This window comes from Acidobacteriota bacterium, assembly GCA_034211275.1.
Classification (GTDB): domain Bacteria; phylum Acidobacteriota; class Thermoanaerobaculia; order Multivoradales; family JAHZIX01; genus JAGQSE01.
This window is the reverse complement of sequence record JAXHTF010000151.1, coordinates 1-17,000: the sequence shown is the minus strand read 5'-3', so window position 1 is coordinate 17,000 and position 17,000 is coordinate 1. Positions and strand designations below refer to the sequence as shown.

16 protein-coding genes are annotated in these 17,000 nt (G+C 67.0%); 7 read left to right on the top strand and 9 right to left on the bottom strand.

Translation table 11 applies throughout. The annotated features are described in order from the left end of the window. The 4 genes from SX243_19085 to SX243_19070 all read left to right on the top strand — a co-directional run. Nucleotides 1-504 (top strand): hypothetical protein (locus tag SX243_19085; protein MDY7095085.1); only part of this gene is annotated, 504 nt, incomplete at its 5' end. Between the two features lie 202 nt (nucleotides 505-706). Then, complete coding sequence (locus SX243_19080) at nucleotides 707-1,174, top strand: MarR family transcriptional regulator (GenBank protein MDY7095084.1); 468 nt, start codon at nucleotides 707-709, stop codon at nucleotides 1,172-1,174. Between the two features lie 194 nt (nucleotides 1,175-1,368). Continuing rightward, the gene (locus SX243_19075) at nucleotides 1,369-2,361 is read left to right on the top strand and encodes a ring-cleaving dioxygenase (protein MDY7095083.1); all 993 of its coding nucleotides are present in this window, start codon (nucleotides 1,369-1,371) and stop codon (nucleotides 2,359-2,361) included. Continuing rightward, a complete protein-coding gene (locus tag SX243_19070; protein ID MDY7095082.1) occupies nucleotides 2,358-3,053 on the top strand; it encodes a dienelactone hydrolase family protein in 696 nt (231 codons plus the stop codon). Before SX243_19075 ends, SX243_19070 begins: the two co-directional genes overlap by 4 nt. On the opposite strand, the gene SX243_19065 is transcribed toward SX243_19070, so the two are convergent. Next, on the bottom strand, nucleotides 3,038-4,561 hold the full coding sequence (locus tag SX243_19065; GenBank protein MDY7095081.1) for a Y4yA family PLP-dependent enzyme: 1,524 nt from the start codon (nucleotides 4,559-4,561) through the stop codon (nucleotides 3,038-3,040). The two genes, SX243_19070 and SX243_19065, sit on opposite strands and share 16 nt — an antisense overlap. Continuing rightward, on the bottom strand, nucleotides 4,558-6,318 hold the full coding sequence (locus SX243_19060; protein MDY7095080.1) for an FAD/NAD(P)-binding protein: 1,761 nt from the start codon (nucleotides 6,316-6,318) through the stop codon (nucleotides 4,558-4,560). The genes SX243_19065 and SX243_19060 overlap by 4 nt, the downstream gene beginning before the upstream one ends. A gap of 195 nt (nucleotides 6,319-6,513) precedes the next feature. On the opposite strand from SX243_19060, the gene SX243_19055 reads away from it, so the two are divergent. Next, entirely contained in the window at nucleotides 6,514-7,191 is a 678-nt protein-coding gene (locus tag SX243_19055) for a DUF6624 domain-containing protein (GenBank protein MDY7095079.1), read from the top strand. Between the two features lie 242 nt (nucleotides 7,192-7,433). Further along, a complete protein-coding gene (locus tag SX243_19050) occupies nucleotides 7,434-8,906 on the top strand; it encodes a thrombospondin type 3 repeat-containing protein (protein MDY7095078.1) in 1,473 nt (490 codons plus the stop codon). 129 nt (nucleotides 8,907-9,035) lie between these two features. On the opposite strand, the gene SX243_19045 is transcribed toward SX243_19050, so the two are convergent. Together SX243_19045 and SX243_19040 are read right to left on the bottom strand one after the other, a co-directional pair. Further along, complete coding sequence (locus SX243_19045; protein ID MDY7095077.1) at nucleotides 9,036-10,901, bottom strand: tetratricopeptide repeat protein; 1,866 nt, start codon at nucleotides 10,899-10,901, stop codon at nucleotides 9,036-9,038. Nucleotide 10,902: 1 nt separating this feature from the next. Further along, nucleotides 10,903-11,583 carry a response regulator transcription factor gene (locus SX243_19040; GenBank protein ID MDY7095076.1) on the bottom strand — a complete coding sequence of 227 codons (681 nt, stop codon included), beginning with the start codon at nucleotides 11,581-11,583 and terminating at the stop codon, nucleotides 10,903-10,905. Between the two features lie 57 nt (nucleotides 11,584-11,640). Between SX243_19040 and SX243_19035 the strand changes: the two genes are divergently transcribed. Beyond that, nucleotides 11,641-11,781 (top strand): hypothetical protein, encoded by a 141-nt coding sequence (locus tag SX243_19035; GenBank protein MDY7095075.1) that lies wholly within the window; start codon nucleotides 11,641-11,643, stop codon nucleotides 11,779-11,781. A gap of 89 nt (nucleotides 11,782-11,870) precedes the next feature. On the opposite strand, the gene SX243_19030 is transcribed toward SX243_19035, so the two are convergent. The 5 genes from SX243_19030 to SX243_19010 form a co-directional block, all read right to left on the bottom strand. Then, complete coding sequence (locus tag SX243_19030; GenBank protein MDY7095074.1) at nucleotides 11,871-12,287, bottom strand: PIN domain-containing protein; 417 nt, start codon at nucleotides 12,285-12,287, stop codon at nucleotides 11,871-11,873. Continuing rightward, nucleotides 12,284-12,532 carry a ribbon-helix-helix protein, CopG family gene (locus SX243_19025; protein ID MDY7095073.1) on the bottom strand — a complete coding sequence of 83 codons (249 nt, stop codon included), beginning with the start codon at nucleotides 12,530-12,532 and terminating at the stop codon, nucleotides 12,284-12,286. Before SX243_19025 ends, SX243_19030 begins: the two co-directional genes overlap by 4 nt. A gap of 292 nt (nucleotides 12,533-12,824) precedes the next feature. Further along, nucleotides 12,825-13,709: a molecular chaperone TorD family protein gene (locus SX243_19020; protein ID MDY7095072.1), complete on the bottom strand. Its 885-nt coding sequence runs from the start codon at nucleotides 13,707-13,709 to the stop codon at nucleotides 12,825-12,827. A gap of 22 nt (nucleotides 13,710-13,731) precedes the next feature. After that, complete coding sequence (locus SX243_19015) at nucleotides 13,732-16,653, bottom strand: molybdopterin-dependent oxidoreductase (GenBank protein ID MDY7095071.1); 2,922 nt, start codon at nucleotides 16,651-16,653, stop codon at nucleotides 13,732-13,734. Nucleotides 16,654-16,696: 43 nt separating this feature from the next. Next, nucleotides 16,697-17,000: 4Fe-4S ferredoxin (locus SX243_19010; GenBank protein ID MDY7095070.1), on the bottom strand; the 304-nt coding region annotated here is incomplete at its 5' end.

The following is a 17,000-nucleotide window of genomic DNA, read 5'->3' as shown; positions in this document are numbered from 1 at the left end:
GAGGCGACGGTGGATCTGTGGCGGGCCGCCGAAGAGCGCTTCGCCGCGGCTGCCGGAGGGGCGGCCGATCAGCGCTTGGGCGCTGATGCCGAGGCCAATCGCCGGTTCGTTCAGGATCGCGTGCAGGAGCTCGAGCAGCTGATGGCCAACCCGCCACCGGAATGCGGAGGAGGAGGAGGGGGCTCGGCTCAGGAAGAGATCTCGTCGCCGGAGGGCGGCTCCGGGAGCGGCCAAGAACCGCCACCACCCCCGGAGGATCCGGAGCAGGATTCCCCAGCAGGAGGCGCTTCATCCTCCTCTTCGGAGCCTGGGTCGGAGCCTTCCGCGGACACGGAAGCCGGCGCCGGTGGCTCCCTCGGCTCCCAGGACCTGGAGCAGATCCGTGAGGCGTTGGAGCGGGTCGAGGCCAGTGGTGTCGAGGAGGGCAAATTCCATCGCCGAACCCGCGCGGAGCAATTCTCTGAGGAGTCCTGGCGCAACCCCACGGAGGAGATCTGGTGGTGAGGTCTTCGACGCGGCTTGGCAGCGAGCTCTCAGCGGTGAAATCGAGCTAGAGTTGTGCACGGCCTTGACAAAAGTTATGGGCACTCTAAACTTGTCTCAATCGTGATGCAGAAAAACGCAGCCTTGTAGAATACCCCCTCTGGCTTCCGCCGCTGCTCCAGTGGAGCGGCCGAGCCTCGTCAGAGAAAGGATCGGTGGGCCTATGGCACCTTCGTTACGGGACGAGATTCAGCAGAAGAAACCCTTCTCCAGTCTCGGAGTCGAGGCCTTCCTCAATCTTCAGCGCACATCCGCGGGGCTACTCCAGGCCCACGCCACGTTTCTCAAGGCCTGGGGACTGACTCCGACCCAGTACAACGTCTTGCGCATTTTGCGCGGAGCGCACCCGGACACCCTCGCCTGCCGGGAGGTGGGAAACCGGATGGTCACTCCGGTGCCGGACGTGACCCGCCTGCTGGACCGGTTGGAGAAGCGCGAGCTGGTACGCCGAGAGCGCCACGAGCAGGATCGCCGGGTGGTGCGGGTGGGGATCACCAAGGCCGGGTTGGATGCGCTGGCGGCGCTGGACGAGCCGCTGAACGGCTGGGTCGAGAAATATATCGGTCATATGGACGACGAGCGCCTGGCCCATCTGGTGGAGCTGTTGGAGGCACTCCGTTCGAAGCTCTAGTGCTCCCGAGCGCCCGAGCTTTGAGGCTCCACCCTCGACTTCGTCTGGGCTCGAAGCGCGGGTCTTTTTGTCGGGAATAGATGTCGTGACAATAGTTGTTATGTCGAGTGAATACGGAGCTAGATTCGCACTCCGATGATTCCATCGATGCTGATGGGACTCAGAAGGCTCCCAAGACCGACGAGGAGACGATCATGAGCGAGCAGATTCTCGGCATCCACCACGTCACCGCCATCGCCAGCGACCCCCAGACCAACGTCGACTTCTACGCCGGTCTGTTGGGGCTGCGGATGGTCAAGAAGACGGTGAATTTCGACGACCCCGGCACCTATCATCTCTATTACGGAGACGAGCAGGGGAGCCCCGGCACTATTCTCACCTTCTTCCCCTGGCCCGGCGCCCGGCGCGGCAGCCGGGGAGCGGGGCAGGCGACGGTGACCTCCTTCGCCGTGCCGGAAGGCTCCCTGTCCTGGTGGCGAGACCGGCTGAGCGCGGCGGGGGTGGTGGTGGCGGATACCGTGGAGCGCTTCGGTGAGGACTCCTTCACCTTCCTCGATCCCGACGGCCTGCTGCTGGAGATGGTGGCAGATCCCTCCGCCGCGGAGCGGGCGCCGTGGAGCGACGGCCCGGTGCCGGAGCAGCAGGCCATCCGCGGCTTCCACAGCATGACCCTGCTGGAGGCTGACGCGGCGCGTACCGCCGAGCTGCTCACCGGTGCCATGGGCTTTCGGCTCTTGGGCCAGGAGGGAGAGCAGAAGGGGGAGCGCAGCCGCTTCGCCTTCGGCGAGGACGGCGCCCCCGGGACCCGGCTGGACGTGATCCATCGTCCCGGCGAGTCCGTCGGGCGGGTGGCCGCCGGCAGCATCCATCACATCGCCTTCCGGGTGGCCGGCGATGCCGAGGAGCTGGCCTGGCAGCGGCGGCTGATGGACGCCGGAATGGGGGTCACGGAGGTCAAGGATCGTCAGTACTTCCACTCCATCTACTTCCGCGAGCCCGGCGGCGTGCTCTTCGAGATCGCCACGGATCCACCGGGCTTCACCCTCGACGAGCCGTTGGCGGAGCTCGGCACCTCGCTGCGGCTGCCGCCGTGGTACGAAAGCCGCCGGTCGGAGATCGAAGCGGTGCTGCCGCCGCTGAAGGATCCAGCGGATCTCGGCGGCGGTGCCGGGGAGGTGGACCGATGAACGCCGATCACCAGCTCGATGCTCACCGCGACCCTCATCGGGGCCAGCCGGTGGTCGCCGCCGGCGCCTCCCTGGAAGACGCCGCCGCGGCCATGGTGCTGGTCCACGGCCGCGGCGCCAGCGCCGAGAATATTCTCACCCTGACCTCGGCCCTGGAACCGGCGGGAGCACCCTACGCCGGCAGCTACGCCTACCGGGCGCCGCAGGCGGAAGGTGCCACCTGGTATCCGCTGAGCTTCCTGGCACCGCAGGCGGACAACCAGCCGAAGCTCGACTCCGCCCTGGCGCAGCTACACCGCGTGGTGGAGGAGGTCGAGGCCGGTGGCGTACCGGCGCGCAGGATCGTGCTCCTGGGTTTTTCCCAAGGCGCCTGCCTGAGCACCGAATACGCCGCCCGCCATCCCCGCCGCCTGGGCGGTGTCGTCGCCTTCACCGGCGGGCTCATCGGTCCTCCGAACACTCCCCGGGATTATTCTGGGAGCCTCGACGGCACCCCGGTCTTCCTGGGCTCCGGCGATCCGGACCCCCACGTGCCGTGGTGGCGGGTGGAGGAGACGGCGGAGGTGCTCCAAGGCTTGGGCGCCGAGGTCACCCTCCAGCGCTACCCCGGCATCCCCCACACCATCGTCGACGACGAGATCCACCACGCCCGCCGGTTGATGGCGGGGGTGGTGGATCAGCTCTCGGCGTGAATCTCGTCCAGGCGGATGTCGTCCAGGCCGGTGCCCACCACCAGATTGTTGGCCAGCGGGAATTGGTGCGAGCGGCTTTCGAGGAAGTGCATGAAATAGCCCGCGGTGTTGGGAAAGACGAAGAGGTCGCCGACTTCAACCCCGATGGGAAAGCGCAGCCGGCGCGAGGTGAGGAGCTCGTTTTCGATGCAATAGGCGCCGACCAGGAAGCCCTCCGAGCCGGTGCCGGGCCCGGAACTGACGGAGCCGGAGCTGGCGGAGCTCTCTTTGGCTCGACCCAGGCCGGTGGGGAGGAGAAGGGGATCGAGCATGAAATCGAGGCTCGAGGTGCGGCATTGGGTGCTGTTCATCTCCAAGCCGATGAGCCAATGACCGTCGTGGTGGAGCTTGCGGTAGGCGACCCGGGCGACGGTCATGCCGGCGCCGTCCAGCACGCTACGGCCCGGCTCGCACCGTAGCTCCAGCTCCAGCCGGCGTAGCTCCGTCGCCAGCGAGTGCTGGGTGCCGGTTCGCGGCGCGTCGAGCACCCGGCGCAGCCATTGGCGGCCGGTGGGACGCTGGAAGAACGGATAGACCTTGGGTTTGCCTTCGATCCGGCCCTCATGGGCCCGCAGGCCCAGCGTCTGACCGCGGTAGGTGAGGGGAGCTTGTCGGCCCAGCAGTGCCTCGCGGTGGTGATGCCAGAACGCTTGCCATTGCGCCTCGTCATCGAGATAGCTCATGGGAAGGCCGCCGCCGATGTCGATGAAGCGGACCGGATGGCCGCGCTGGCGCAGGGCTTCCGCCAGGTCCAGCGATTGGTCGAGGGCGGAGGCCCGCTGGTCGGCGTCGTAGCCATCGAGATGAAAGTGTAATCCTTCGAGGCGAATCCTCTCGGCGATCTCCGGTCGGCGCCATTGGCTCTCGACGGCTGCCACGGCGTGATCGATGTCGAAGCCGAAGCGAGAGAAGAGCTTGCGACCCTGGTGCCGAAAGCCGCTGAGCCTCAGGGCGCCCACGGCGGTGGTCCCGGCATTGCGGGCCGCACTCGCCAGGCCCTCGATCTCATCGAAATTGTCGAGGGTCGCGGGCACCCGATGGCGGGCGCACAGGGAGAGGGCTGCGGTGCCCTTGATGGCCGCGGTAAGGATCAGACGCTCTCCCGGAAGGCCTCGTTCCAGGCATTGGCGCAGCTCGTTCTCGCTAGCGGTGTCGACCCCAAAGCCGGCATCCCGAGCAGCTTTTACAAAGCTCAGGCACTTATTGGCTTTGCGAGCCAGGAAGACCCCGAGCTTCACGTCGACCTCGTCCGCCGCCTCGTACAGCCGGCGGACATTGCGCAAGAAGGGATCGACGTGGTGCAGGTGCAGCGGTGAGCCGTGCTCCCGTACCAGTGCAGCGAGGCGCGCCGGGCGCTTGCAGAGCTCTTTCTGCCAACTCTCCAGGCGGGCGGTGAGGGGCTTCACACCGCCGCAGGCGGCATGGAGGTTGTCGTTGGTGAGGGTTTCTTCAGCCAGTCGCTCGTTCATACCTCGGCTAGACGATTCACGAGCCATGCCACCACCCTGGCTGCCCAGGCCTCTGGGTGATGGTGGAGGGTGCGGCTGAGGGTGTCGTTGCCCAGGACGCAGCCTTCGGTGGCCCGGCCGAGGACCGACAGGCCCGGAGTAGGCCGTCCGTCGTCGCCGATGCATTGCGCGCTCCGGGTGATCTCGATGCCGTCGGTCCCCTCTAGCTGCCGAGCATGACCGGCGGTGAGCAGGCCACCGAGCAGGCTGTCCGGTCCGGGCTCGGCGCCGGGCGGGCGGAGCACGGCGTGAACCAGCCGGTCCACCGTTTGCTGTCGGGAGCCGTGGATCAGGCATGGTAAGCCGTCGGCGAAGCTCACGGTAGGATTTTGTACGAAGCTCAGATCGATGCGGCCGGCGTCCAGCAGCGCCAGAATCTTCGCGACATTGATGGCGGGAGGCCCGAAGGCGATTCGTTCCATCTCCCGGCTGAGCCGCCAGAAGCTGGGCCAGGCGGCGGTGGGCAGTCCTCTGTGGCTGATGCTGTCCACCAGCGCGGGATAGAGACCGCGCCAGGCCTGCCCCAGGGCCCACCAATGATCCAGCGGCCGTCTTCCCACCGCCACCTCCCAGGCGTGGCGCATCTCCTGCTCTACCTCTTGCGGAGCGAGTCGCGGAGGCGGCTCGGCACAGCGTCTCGCCACCAGCTGGATCATGGTCTGCGGCCGGTCGGCGGAGAGCTCCGGCTGCTGCGGCTCGGCCCGCTCCAAGGCCTGGGCGGCAGAGGCGGCGACCTGTCGGAGAATGGCCGCCGTGGCGGATTCTCCGTCGAGCTCCAGCTCGGCGATGCGCCGCCGGCCCTCTTCCCAGACCTCGTCGAGATCGCCGCGATGGGGCACTCGATGCCCATCGGGCTTGGCCAATAGCGGCCGGCCGGTGCGGGAGAAGGGAAAGATCGTACGGACCTCTCCGGAGCCCGGCCGATAGCGAAGCCTCGGCCCGTCGTCCACGGATTCGAAACGTCCGCCGCGGCCCTCGAAGAGAGCCAGAGTCGCGTCGATCCAGGTGAGGGCGAAGCCTCGCATGGCGACGTCGCTGCCCGGGGGAACGGCCTCCTCGGTCAGCCACCGATCGACCGGAAATACTGCCGGGATCAGCCCTGCACCGTCTTCTCCCAACGAAGGCCGGGGGCGGGCGTCATGGCCGACGCTGATCAGCACCTGATCCACCTCCACCCTTCCGCCGGAAGCTCCCACAACCTGCCATCGGCTCCGCATTGGGCTTGTGCCCGATTCCAGCCTGCCCGGCTGGAGCTGGGCAAGCCGGAGATCGACGGCTTTCTCGGGATGATGCTCGACCCTCACGGCTTCCGGGAGATCGGAGAGAGCCGCTTCGAAGACGGAGTGAAGATACTCCCCGACCACGCATCGAGGCGCAAAGTCGTCCGCATCCGCCAGCGCCGGATGGTGCTGCTCCAGCCAGGGGACCAGCGCGGGCGGAGGCGTCGGCAAGGAGGGCGCTTCCGGTGCGCGGGCGCTGACCCAGCGGTTGGCGAAATTCATTCGCAGGTAGGGCGGCTGGTCCAGATCGTAGGGCAAGCTGACACCGAGCCTCGCACGCGGCTCCCAGATATGCAGCGTTACGGGTTTCTGCGAAGACCGGCGATGGAGCTTGGCGATCAGTCGTTCGAAGGCGTAGAGGCCTTTGGGGCCGAGGCCTATGAAGGCGATGGACGGGGCAGTGTCGATGTCTGGCACGGGTGAGGGGTGACCGGTCATGGGAGTGACGCGGGACGACGATCATGGAGTCGGCGCCCCCGAGCTTCGAGGATATCTCCATCGGCACCGCGGGGGGTGCTGGGGAGGGGGCGAAGCTCTCGGATAGAGTCGAGGCGACGCAGCGAAGGAAACCCTCTGGATGGCGCGGGAGGCAATGCAATGAGGCAGCGGTGGAGACGGTTGTGGATCGGGATCATGGCGTTGGGCTTGTCTTCGGCCCTGCTGGCGGCTGAAGTCGTAATGTCGGAGGGATTAGAGGCTCGAGAGGGAGAAGGCGTAGCGTCGGCTGCGCCGGCGACGGACACCGCGGCCGGATCCTGTGGCGAGGTCCCCGAGCCGGATCGGTGCCGGGAGCTCTTGGCCCTGCGGGAGGAGGATCAGGAGATTCGGCAGCGGTATCTCGAAGCTCCCGAGAGCGAGGCGATCCACGCCGAGATGCTCAACCTCAACCGCCGGCACCTGGCTCGGGTGGTGGAGATCCTCGAGGCGGATGGCTGGCCGGGAATTTCCGAGGTGGGAGCAAAGGCTTCCCAGGGTGCCTGGCTGATCATCCAGCACGCCGACCTGGAGACTCAGAAGCGCTATCTACCGCTGATGCAGGAAGCGGCGGAGCAGGGCGAGCTTCCCGGCCGCCTGTTGGCCACCACCGTCGATCGGGTGCGCGTCCGGCAGGGCCAGAAGCAGCTCTACGGTACTCAGTACACCCGCGGTGAAGACGGCCGGCTGATGCCCCAACCCATCGAGGATCCGGAAGGCGTCGACGCACGGCGCCGGGAGGTCGGGTTGAAGTCGCTGGAAGAGGCCACCAACGCCATCAACGAGGCCTACCGCCGACCGGATCCTGAATCCAAAGCTTCTGGCGACAAGCATTAAAGCCGGGCCTCGAAGCCGTTCCGTATTTCGACAGCTTCCTCCGCCGGGGAATCGGTGCTCTACGGGGCTCCGAAGGGAGGAGGGCCCTCCTCCCTTCGGAGGAGGTGATGGCGTTGAAAGATCCACCCTAGGGTCGATTCACAGAGCTCATGGGGGATGTCATGCTCCGCTCATAAACTGTGCTTGCGAGATTTTTCATAGATGTAATGCGACAATTTTTCTGTACCGCAAGGAGCCAACCAGTGACCCATCCATGGCAAAGAATCCCGCAGACTCTCGGCAAGATGGCCTTCCGTTTAGGCGTTGCCGTTCTACTGACCCTGGTGCTGGCGGCCGGTCCGGCCTACGCCGGCCCCACCGCCTACATCGCCAGTGGCAGCAACGTTCTAGGGTTCGACGCCGCGACCAACACGGTGACCGGCACCGTGAGCGGCACCGGTATCCGGGTGCTCACCGTCAACGCGGACGGCAGCCGGGTGTACTCGACGGATTTCAGTGGCATCTCGGTGATCGATACGGCGACCAACACGATCATCGGCACCGTGTCCACGGGGTTCCTGCCCGTGGGAATCGCTCTGTCTCCCGACGAAGCCTTCGCCTACGTGGCCAACAATGCCTCGGGTACGGTCTCGGTGGTCGACACCTCCACCCTCACCGTGGTGCAGACCTTTTCAGGGGTGGCCAACTCTTCCATCGGGGGGTCTGCCGCTGACGGTTCCATCTGGGTTGGCGTAGGCAGCCTGAGCGGAGCCAGCATCACGGTGATCGACACCGCGACGAATACCATCACCGCGAGCTTCGCCACCGGCCACGGCGTGAACGGTGCCGCTGACATCGTCTTTTCGGCGGACGGCTCTCTGGCCTTCGTGGCGAACAGTGACAATACGGTCTCGGTTCTCGATACCGGTAGTTACGCCGAGATTTCGTCTACGGCGGTGGGCAGCCTGCCTTATGACCTCGATTTGTCTCCCGACGGGGCCTATCTTGCCGTGGCCAATCTGCTGGGAAACAGCGTTTCGGTCATCGACACCAGCACCGCGAGCGTCGTCGCCACCGTGCCCGTCGGGACTTTCCCCCGGACCCTCGCCTTCACCCCGGACGGCGAGAAGCTCTATGTCTCCAACAACGACGACGACACGCTTTCGGTCATCGACGTGATGACGTGGACTGTCACCACCACCGTGCCCGGGATCCCTCGCCCGTGGGGCCTCGTGTTCCTGCCGGATACCGATGCCGATGACGACGGGATCGAGGACGACGTCGACAATTGTCCCTTCGACGCCAATCCGGACCAGGCCGACAACGACTCCGACGGTGCCGGGGACGCCTGCGACCTCGACGACGACAATGACGGGGTGCTCGACTCCAGCGACAACTGTCCGCTGACCGCCAACAGCGATCAGCTCGACTTCGACGGCGACGGCCTGGGCGACGCCTGCGACGCCGACGGCGACGGGGACGGGATCGACGACGGTGCGGACATCTGCCCCTTCACGCCTCCCGGTGACGTCATCGACCCGGGGACCGGCTGCTCCATCGCGCAGCTGTGCCCGTGTGAGGGGCCGCAGGGGACGAGCCAGTCTTGGAAGAACCACGGTCAGTACGTTTCGTGCGTGGCCAAGACGTCCAATGGCTTCCGCAAGGCCGGGCTGATCACCGCCCAGCAGCGAAGCGCCATCGTGTCTGCTGCCGCTCAGTCGAGCTGCGGCCGGTAAGTCTCGGGTTTCCAGCCCAGGGGGGATCGTGGTTGTCTGCCACGACCTCCCTGGGAGGCCGGAACGCCGGCTCGACAGCCGGCAACCTGGCTTCGGGGAGGGTGGCCCGGCCCGGCTGCGGGGGGCTCTTCAGTCGCGGCTCGGGGCCTTGGAGGGTTCTTCTCGCCGAGCTGCTCGTTCCGCCTGCAGCTCTTCCCAATGTGCCAGAACCTGGTCCCAGGAGTCGTAGACGATGCCCTGTTCGTAGGCTTCCAGGAGTCGGCGGTAGAGGGCTTCGGCTTCACCATAGCGGCCGTGCTTGCGATGCAGCTCGGCCATTGCTTCGAGAGTCCGTATGAGCATGCGCTGGTTGGGGGCGAGAGTCCGTTCCTGGATATCGAGGGCCCGATCAAAGAGAGCTCGGGCGGCAGCTTCTTCGCCCAGCTCGGTCCGCACCAAGCCCAGGTTCAGCAAGATCCGCGCGACCTCCGGATGGTCCTCTCCATAGACCCTCTCGACGGTGGTCAGCAACGGCTTCAGCAGGGCTTCCGCTTCGGCCAGGCGGCCCTGCCGTTGCAGCATCAGGGCCAGGGCTTCGCGGCTGCCGGCGAGATCCAGGTCGTCTTCGTCGAGTCGACTTTCGCGGATCGCCAAGGAGCGCTGGAGCAGAGCGATGGCGTCGTCCGGGACTGCGCGGTAGTAGGCGACGCCGGAAAGGTTGTGGAGGGTCTTGGCCACCTGCAGGCTTTCCGGCCCGTAGAGCTTCTCGTGAAGCTCCAGGGACTGGTAGAGCATGGCTTGCGATTCGTCGAACCGCCCCTGGCCGCCGAGGGCGACACCCAATTTGTTGAATAGATCGGCGAGCTCCGCGGGGTCCGTACGGGCTCGGGCCTGGCGGATGGCGAGAGCCTGTTGAAAGAGCTCCACGGCGTCGCCCTGCCCCGACAGATGAGCCAGAGATCCGAGCCGCGTCAACGTCGCAGCGACCTCCGGGTGTTGGGCACCGAGCAGCCGCCGGCGCAGCACCAGGGCCTCGTCGAGGCGGGACCGGGCCTCGTCATAGAGTCCGAGGTTGGTGTAAATCCCGCCTAGGGTGTCGAGCAGCCGGCTGCGGAGGAGAGGCTCGTCGGCGAGCTCCGTATCCAGGCGGGCGCTACCTCTGCGGAGCAGCTCGCGGGCGTCGGGAAACTCGCCGGGATTCTGGCGTGGGTCGGCGGCGGCGAAGAGGCGCTCGAGAAATTGCACCACCGCGTCGGACCGCTGGGCCTCCGCCGCCGTCTGCCGGGCCTGGTAGTAGGTCGTCGCCAGACCGAGGCCAAGGGTCAGCACGATGAGCAAGATCGCAAGCAGCCATCGCTGGCGGAGCCGCAGCCAGCGGCTCAGTTTGCGGCGCGGGATGACGGCCTCCACGGTGGTGCCACCTTGCGGAGACGAGGTGATGGTGCAGCGACCGCCGAGGAGGAGTGCTCGCTCTTCCATGGTGGTCAGCCCTAGCCCACCCTGCTGCCGAGCTGCGGCGGGAGCGAAGCCCTTGCCGTCATCGGTTACCGTCAAGCGGACCGTGTTGGCGACCCGCATCTCGAGGAGCACCTTGTGGGCCTTGCCATGCCGGGCACTGTTGGCCAGGCTCTCCTGGGCGATGCGATAGATGGCCAGAGCGACTTTGGGAGCGATCCAACGGTCTAGGCCTTGAGCCACGAGCTCCGTTTCGAGCCCGTAGCGCTGCTCGGTCTTCCTGCAGGCGGCCTGAAGCGCAGCGCGCAAGCCCTCGCGCTCCAGGATCGCCGGGTGCAGGTCGTGACTCAGTTGCCGCAGGTCTTGGCCCAGCGTCGCGAGCTCGACGACGAGCTCGTCGAGCTGCAGACGGGAAGGGTCCCTTCCGTCGAGGGTGTTGCGGACCGCCCGTAGCTCCAGGCCGAGAGCCGTGACCCGCTGGCTGTGATCGTCGTGGAGCACCCTCGCCAGGTGTCGGCGAGCCTCCTCTTCACCGCCGAAGTAGTTTTCTTGAACGCTCACTTCAGGCCTCTCGGGCCAAGATTCTCGCCGAGGAAAGAGCCAGCTCGACCCGGTTCTCATGGCCCAGCTTGCTGTAGATGCTGTTGAGGTGAGTGCGAACGGTGGTCAAGGCGATGCCGAGGTGTACGGCGATGTCTTTGTTGGGCAGGCCTTGGCCCACCAGCCCCACGATCTCCAGCTCGCGCGGGGTTAGAGGCGCTCCTTCGGGAGAACAGGGGGCAGCCGGGGAGGCTGCCTTCGAAGCCGCCGTGGCAGGAGCCGGCGGCGACAGGATGCTGCGGGTGACGCGGGGACTGACATAGAAGCGGTCCGCCAGTATCTCCTCGATGGCCCCCTCGATCTCCTCGGCAGCGGAGGTCTTGGTGAGATAGCCCCAGGCCCCCGCCTCGAAGGCGGCTCGCACCCAATCGGGCTCCTCATGCAGGCTCAAGATCAACACGCGGGTGGCCGGCGAGACCTCCTTCATCCGGCGAACGGCCTCGATCCCGTTCAGGCGCGGCATCGAGATGTCGGCGAGAACCAGATCGGGCTGAAGCTCGGCGGCGGAGTCGACCAGTTCCAAGCCGTCGGTGACCTTGGCGATCACGTCCAATCGCCGGCCCAGCAGCCTCTCCAAGCCCTGGAGCATCATGGGATGGTCATCCGCCAGGATGATGGTAGGTAGGCCGTGGTGTGAAGACATGTCGTTTGTGAGGCCGGTTTGAGCTAGGAGTCTGACTGGATTGCTGAACGCTGCTCGATGATAGCTGATTCCTCCGTCCACTTCGTGCGCGAAACCGCCACCGCCTACGAGCTCTACATCCACAGCGGCGCCACCGCCGACGGCGGCCCTGCTGCGTTCCTCAATGATCTCTGGAAGCTGACCTGGCCCAAGGGCTGAGGCGGCGTCAACATTTGGGTCCCCCCTGTTGGAGAGAGAGCGTCAACAATTGGGTCCCGCCCCCGGCATCCTTGATCTTCCGGCGGTGGCTAGGGTGAAGGCATCTGATCTGGAACGACCGCGAAACCCTGCTCTTCGAAGTGGTGATCGAAGGTGAAGGCTCGGTCCAGCCCTCTGCGGCGCATGGTTTCGAAGCTGACGCAATCCACCAGGCTCAAACGGCGGCGGGCGGCGGTGAGAAGCGTCGATACGCCCGTACGGTGGATGGCTTCATCGACCCAAGCCACCTCGAGCAGTGGGACGATGTCCCGATCGAGCAACTGGACGGCTTCCAGCCCTAAGCGGCTTTGGACTAGAGCGAAGGTTTCGACCAACACATAGCTCGTGGTGACGAGATCCTCCTCGGCCTCGATCAGTCGGCGCCAGGCCGCAGCTGCCCGCGGGTGGAATTGATCGCTGGCGTTGAGCATCGCGAGGAGCCCCGAGGTATCGATGAAAGTCGTCACTCCTCGAAGGCCTCACTCAGATATCGGTCGTGCTCCCTCGCAAGATCGTCGACATCGGATCGGAACCTGCCGATGGCGGCCAGAGCGCGATGACGCCGATCAGAAGTCCCTCGGGCGGCACTGGTCCGCAGAAAGGCGTCGACACTCTGGCGGATCATCTCCGCCATGGATCGTTGCTCCGTCGCCGCCAGTCTCTTGAGCTCCCGGGCCTGTTCCTCGGTCAGCTGGATCTGAGTTCGAATCATGGACTTGCCTCCATCATGATGGCAGATGGCTACTGAATGATAACACTTTGGCGGAAGGACGGCGGGGGTGACCGGCTGGCGTCCCGAGCCATCAACAATTGGGCCATCAACAATTGGGTCCCCCTTCCGGGCGCCCTTCTGGGCGACTGCCAGATTCCAGGGCTTCGTCAACTGCATTGGGCTGTCAGTTCGGCCCGTCAACAATTGGGTCCCCCCTGTTGGAGAGAGGCGGAAGTGAGCCCACCAACAATTGGGTCCCCCCTGCGGGAGGCTCCTGGATTCAGGCGTTTGCTCAGCTCTGCCGGGCTTCTTCCGCCAGCTCGTCGAGGAGCTCGGCGGTGGTGAGGGCGCGGGAGAACCAGAAGTCTCCGAGGGGACCGGTGGGGAAGTGGGCGGCCAGGGAGTCTTCGGCGGGGGAAGCCATGCTGTGGGCCTGGCGGCGGGATTCTTCTGCGAGCCAGGCGAGGATGGCGGCGGGGTCTTGGCCCACGAGGGCTTCGAGGGTGTAGCGGCGTTCGGCGCGGCGGAGGGCGAGGTTCAGTTCGTCGGCGGCGCGAGCGAGATCGTCGCGGGTGAGGATCAGGCCGCTGCGGGCCGGGGAGAGAAGGTCCTTCAGCAGGGTGTCGCCGCCGGTGGTGCGGGGATTCCGGAAGGAGGGCGCGGAGGGCAGGTGCAGGGTCGAGGGGAGGTGGGCGAGGCCTCCCAGATGCTGGGCTTCTTCAGCCAAGACGGCGGCGAGGAGGTGCGCCCAGCCTTGGTAGAAGGGGCTGGCGACTTCTTCGACGCGCAGCAGATAGGGTGGCAGCCAGCTGAGGAGATGCTCTCCCAGGTGGGCGGCGCGGGCGTGCAGTTGGCGGGGATCCTCTTCTTGCTCGTCTGAGGGCGCGAGCTCGCCGAGGCCGGCCTGCATCGACAGCAGGGTGGTGAGGTGATCCGGTTCCGGCGGCGGCGTTTGGCCGAGGGCCCGCCAGAAGCCGGCGATGCGGTCCCGGGCCTCGCCGCCGAGCATGCCTTCGGCGCCGAGGTAGACCGAGGCATAGGGGTAGAGCTGGAAGGTGAAGAGGTCGGCGTGCTCGTGGGCGTCGGGGAGCGGGCCGAGGCCCAGGGCTTCCGCCACGGCGGCGTGACCCGGCTCCGGCGGCTCGGCGAGGGCGCCGAGGGCGCGCAGCAGTTCCATGAGGTCCTCGGCGGGGAGCCGCTCAGCGGCGCACTGGATCCGGCAGCCGGTAGGCTTCCTTCACCGGCTTCACGGGACGCATCAGCCAGTGGGGGCGACGGGTGCCGTCGGGGGAGTGCTCGGCGGCGGAGCGGGTCTTTTCCAGCCATTCTCGATACACCCGATGGCTCGCTTCCACGTCCACCGCGATGTCGCCGTAGGCGTCGTCGGGGCCGGCTTTGGTCAGTCGTACCGCCTGGTGCCAGCAGTGCATGCCGGAGATGGGGTCGGGGTGCACCGGGAAGGTGAGGTTTTGGTGCACGCCGACATCGGTCCACCAGATGCGCGAGGTGTCCGGGTCGGAGCTGGGGTAGGGGCCGGAGCCGCGGGATTGGCGCAGGGAGTAGCGGCTGCCCTGGCGTTCGAGGCCGACGGTGGCCATGAGCTGGCGCTGGCCCTGGTCATGGATCTTCCAGCGCCCCATGTGATGACTGCAGGCCACGACGCCCGGGCGGATGCCCTCGGTGACCCAGGCTTTGACCACGAAGTGGCCGATCTCCGTCTCCACCCGCACCAGGTCGCCGGTGCCGACGCCCAGGGGCTCGGCGTCCCGGGGGTGCAGCCACAGGGGGTTGGTGTGGGCGATCTCGTCGAGCCATTTGGCGTTGGCGCTGCGGGTGTGGATGTGCACCGGCAGGCGGAAGGTGGAGATGAGCACCCGCTGATCCGCCGCCATGGTCTCGGGGTGAACGTGGCTGCGCAGATAGGTGGGCACCGCCAGCTCCGGCCAGCCCCAGCCGGCGAGGGTGGAGGAGTAGAACTCCAGTAGGCCGCTGGGGGTGGGGAAGCCGCGGAGGACCTGGCCCTCCACCCGCACCCCCACCGGCCGCCGGCCCTCGGCGTCCCCCGCGGGAGCACCGGTGGGGGCCATGTTGATCTTGTCCGGCGCCGGCCCGCGGGTGTAGACGCGGCCCAGGTCGTTCTCCGCCACGTCCTCCAGCTCCTCCGCCGGCACCGGCTGGAGGAATTTGGGGCCGATCTCCTGGTCGACCTCGAAGGCGCCGTAGCGGCGCATGTATTGGAGCGGCGTCAGACCCTCCGCAGCGGCCTTCTCCGGCAGTCCGGGGACCGAGTTTTCGAAGATGTAGCCGTAGTATTCGTCCACCGTCAAGCGCTCCCCGGGCCGCTGTGCGGACTCGACGAAGGGGCGGATGCCGAGGGCGCCGTCGGGGTCCATGCGCCAGGAGAGCTCGAGCCAGAATTCGTTTTCCTCCCAGACCTCACCGGGATTGACCTGGCGGGTGTCGGTGATGGTCTCCCCCAGCCGTTCCCGGGCGGCCCGCAGCACCGGCTGGCGGAAGCCGATCCATTGGCCGTCGTGGGTCTCGTAGGAGTGCAGGTCGTGGCGCTCCGAGGAGTGGCCCATGGGTAGGACATAGTCAGCGAAGTAGGCGCTCTCGTTCCAGGTGGGGGTGAGGGCGACGTGCAGGCCCACCTTTTCCTCGTCGGTGAGCATCTCGATCCAGGAGAATCCGTCGGGGTTGGTCCACACCGGGTTGTAGACGCGGGTGAAGTAGACGTCCAGCTTGCCCCGACCCTCCTTCACCAGGTGGGGGAGGAGGAAGGACATTTCGTTCATCGCCAGGGGGAACTCCACCGGCCAGGTGAGGCCGTTCCAATGCTCCGGATGGCGGGGCAGGCGGATGGGCCGGGGGACGAATTTATTCCACGCGTTGGGGTAGGTGCCGCCGGGGACGGCGACGGCGCCCATCAGGGCGTTGAGCAGGAAGAGGGTGCGGGAAACCTGCCAGCCTCCCTCGTTGCCGGCGGCGGCGCTGCGCCAGTTGTGGGTGGCCAGGCGGCTGCCGGCGCCGGCCACCACCTCCGCCACCTCCCCCAGGACGGCGGCGTCGACGCCGGACTCCCGGGCGGCGAAGTCGAAGGTGTAGCCCTCGTACTCCGCTTCCAACATGCGTTCGAAGCTGTCGAAGGTGGCGGGGAGGTCGGGGTGCACCTGCTGTAGGTATTCGCGCCAATTCCACCACCGGCGCACGAAGTCGCGGTCGTAACGGCGGCTGCGCACCAGGTAGGAGGCGATGGCCAGGTGGATGGCGGCCTCCGAACCGGGCTGGGGCGCCAGCCAGTAGTCGGCGTGGGTGGCGGTATTGGACAGCCGGGTATCGAGGACCACCAGCTTGGCGCCGTTCTTCTTCGCCTCCAGGATGCGCTGGGCATGGGGGTTGAAGTAGTGGCCGGTCTCCAGGTGGGCGCTGACCAGGAAGATTACCCGCGCCCGGGCGTGATCCGGGCTCGGCCGGTCCATGCCGGACCACAGCTGATAGCCGGCGCGGGCGCCGGAGGAGCAGATGTTGGTGTGGGAGTTGTGGCCGTCGACCCCCCAGGCGGCGAGCAGGCGCTCGGTGAAACCGTCCTCTCCGGGGCGCCCGACGTGATACATGATCTCGTCATGGCGCTGTTCTTCCAGCGCTTTGCGCAGCCGCGCCGCCAGATCGTCCAATACCTCGTCCCAACTCACCGGCTGCCAGCGTCCTTCGCCGCGAGCTCCCACCCGCTTCAGGGGTTGGAGGATGCGGTCGGGGTCGGTGAGCTGGGTGGCCGTCGCCGGGCCCTTGGCGCAGTTGCGGCCGCGGGATCCGGGGTGCTCCGGATTGCCCTCGAATTTGCGCACCTCCAGGGTCTGCCGGTCGACGTAGGCCAGCAGGCCGCAGGCGGATTCGCAGTTGAAGCAGGTGGTGGGCACCAACATGCTGCGCTTCTCCACCCGCCGCGGCCAGGCGCGGGAGTCCAGCTCGACCCAATCGTCCCAGCGTTCCTTGGGCGGGAAGGAAGCCAGGTGCACTCGGCTGGGACCGGGGTAGAAAGTCTCGCCGCGGGCCTCGGTGGCCTGGCGGGCGGCGCTCAGACGGCCTTCGAGATCCTTCAGGTCGGGGCGTTGCTGGCTCATGGGATGGCTTCCTCGGTGCTCGCTTTCATGCGTTGACGGCCCCTCAGGCCAGAGGCACGCTCTGTCCCGCCTGGACGTAGGCGTGCTCGAAGGCCAGCAGGCCGCCGAGGGCGAGGACGGCGGTGGCCGCCGCCGGCGCCGGTGCCAGCCACGGCGCCGCCAGGGCGACGGCGGCGAGGAGGGCTCCGCTCCAGAAGAAGGCGCGGAAGCGGCCGCTGGTCATTTCCTGCACCGCCAGTCGCCCGTGGGCGGTGGAGTGGGGCAGGGTGACCTCTCCGGCCACCAGCAGCAGATGGACTAGGACGGCGGCGGCGAGGACGGCGCTCAGGACCGGCACCGCCGCCGGC

Excerpts from the sequence above, each read along its gene's own strand:
- SX243_19080 (MDY7095084.1), top strand. The coding sequence starts at position 707 with ATGGCACCTTCGTTACGGGACGAGATTCAGCAGAAGAAACCCTTCTCC.
- SX243_19075 (MDY7095083.1), top strand. The coding sequence starts at position 1,369 with ATGAGCGAGCAGATTCTCGGCATCCACCACGTCACCGCCATCGCCAGC.
- SX243_19070 (MDY7095082.1), top strand. The coding sequence starts at position 2,358 with ATGAACGCCGATCACCAGCTCGATGCTCACCGCGACCCTCATCGGGGC.
- SX243_19065 (MDY7095081.1), bottom strand. The coding sequence starts at position 4,561 with ATGAACGAGCGACTGGCTGAAGAAACCCTCACCAACGACAACCTCCAT.
- SX243_19060 (MDY7095080.1), bottom strand. The coding sequence starts at position 6,318 with ATGACCGGTCACCCCTCACCCGTGCCAGACATCGACACTGCCCCGTCC.
- SX243_19055 (MDY7095079.1), top strand. The coding sequence starts at position 6,514 with ATGGCGTTGGGCTTGTCTTCGGCCCTGCTGGCGGCTGAAGTCGTAATG.
- SX243_19040 (MDY7095076.1), bottom strand. The coding sequence starts at position 11,583 with ATGTCTTCACACCACGGCCTACCTACCATCATCCTGGCGGATGACCAT.
- SX243_19035 (MDY7095075.1), top strand. The coding sequence starts at position 11,641 with ATGATAGCTGATTCCTCCGTCCACTTCGTGCGCGAAACCGCCACCGCC.
- SX243_19025 (MDY7095073.1), bottom strand. The coding sequence starts at position 12,532 with ATGATTCGAACTCAGATCCAGCTGACCGAGGAACAGGCCCGGGAGCTC.
- SX243_19020 (MDY7095072.1), bottom strand. The coding sequence starts at position 13,709 with ATGGAACTGCTGCGCGCCCTCGGCGCCCTCGCCGAGCCGCCGGAGCCG.
- SX243_19015 (MDY7095071.1), bottom strand. The coding sequence starts at position 16,653 with ATGAGCCAGCAACGCCCCGACCTGAAGGATCTCGAAGGCCGTCTGAGC.